The sequence below is a fragment of the Kutzneria sp. 744 genome, assembly GCF_000568255.1.
In the GTDB taxonomy this organism is placed as follows: domain Bacteria; phylum Actinomycetota; class Actinomycetes; order Mycobacteriales; family Pseudonocardiaceae; genus Kutzneria.
Window position 1 is genome coordinate 7814297 of the sequence record NZ_KK037166.1, and the last position, 1479, is coordinate 7815775.

The 1479-nt window shown below is 70.0% G+C and carries 1 protein-coding gene; it reads left to right on the plus strand.

Annotation, left to right across the window (positions count from 1 at the left end):
* Positions 1-102: 102 nt before the first annotated feature.
* A partial coding sequence (gene dacB, locus KUTG_RS35990) for a D-alanyl-D-alanine carboxypeptidase/D-alanyl-D-alanine endopeptidase (RefSeq protein ID WP_198047419.1) occupies positions 103-1479 on the plus strand: 1377 nt, incomplete at its 3' end.

The following is a 1479-nucleotide window of genomic DNA, read 5'->3' on the forward strand; positions in this document are numbered from 1 at the left end:
CGTGAGGATCGGTCCCTCGATCTTGGGCGGCTGTTCGGGTCTGCAGGGGTCAATTTTGCCTCGGGTCGCAACTTCGGGGTGTGGCTGCCCGTCCTGGGCTCCGTGAGAATCTCTTCGCGAACTATCGCGATCGGCTGCGTCGCGGCCGCCCTGCTCGCGCTGCCGGCGGCGGCCAGCGCGGGCTCGGCCAACGCCACAGCCCTCGGCCACGACCTCGACTCCCTGCTGGCCGGCCCCGAGCTGGCCGGGGCCACGGCCGGACTAGTCGTCCGCGCCGCCGACACCGGCGAGACCCTGTACTCCCACCTCGGCGACAGCCTGCTGGCGCCGGCCTCCAACGAGAAGCTGGTGACCTCGGCGGCGGCGCTGGACCTGCTGGGCGCCGACTACTCGTTCGACACGTACGTCCGCAAGAACGGCACAGTCTCCGGCGGAACGCTCACCGGCGACCTGTACCTGAAGGGTTTCGGCGACCCCAGCACCACGGCGGCCGACTACCAGGCGATGGCCAACCAGGTGAAGCAGGCCGGCATCACCAACGTCACCGGCCACCTCGTCGCCGACGACACCTACTTCGACAGCACGCGGCTGGGCCCCGGCTGGAACTGGGACGACGAGCCGTACTTCTACTCGGCCCAGATCTCCGCGCTGACCGTCTCTCCGGACGGCAACGCCACCTCGGGTTCGGTGACCGTGACGGTCGCGCCCGGCGCGCAGGGCCAGCCGGCCATCGTCACCATGACGCCGGCGAACACGTACATGACGGTCGACAACACCGCCACGACCGGCTCCGGCGGGGGCCTGTCGGTCAACCGCGTGCACGGCACGAACACGATCACCGTCAGCGGCGCCATCGCGGCCGGCGCGGCGGCGGTGGTCAACCAGATGTCGGTGGACAACCCGACCGCGTTCGCGGCGTCGGTCTTTCGCAAGGCGCTGAACGACGCGGGCGTCTCGGTCACCGGCACCACGACGTTCCAGCCGATGCCGACGGGCCTGGCCACGGTGGCCAGCCACACCTCGGCCACCGTCGGCCAGCTGATGTCGCCGCTGCTCAAGCAGAGCAACAACATGCTGGCCGAGACCCTGGTCAAGGCGGCGGGTGTGGAGCGGCTGGGCTCCGGCAGCTTCGGGGGCGGCGTCAACGCGCTCACCACCAAGCTGGGCGCGCTGGGCATCGATCCCAACAAGTACAATCAGTTCGACGGCTCGGGTCTGTCCAGGTTGGACATCGTCAGCCCGGCCGAGATCGCCCAGCTGCTGATCAACGCCAGGTCCCGGCCGTGGTTCCAGACCTGGTACGACGCGCTTCCGGTGGCCGGCAACAGCAATCCGGCCGTCGGCGGCACGCTGGCCGGCCGCATGGGCGGCACGCCCGCCGCCAACAACGTGCACGCCAAGACCGGCTCGATGACCGGTGTCAGCGCCCTGTCCGGCTACGTCACCGCCGCCGATGGTGAGAAGCTGGTGTTCTCCTTG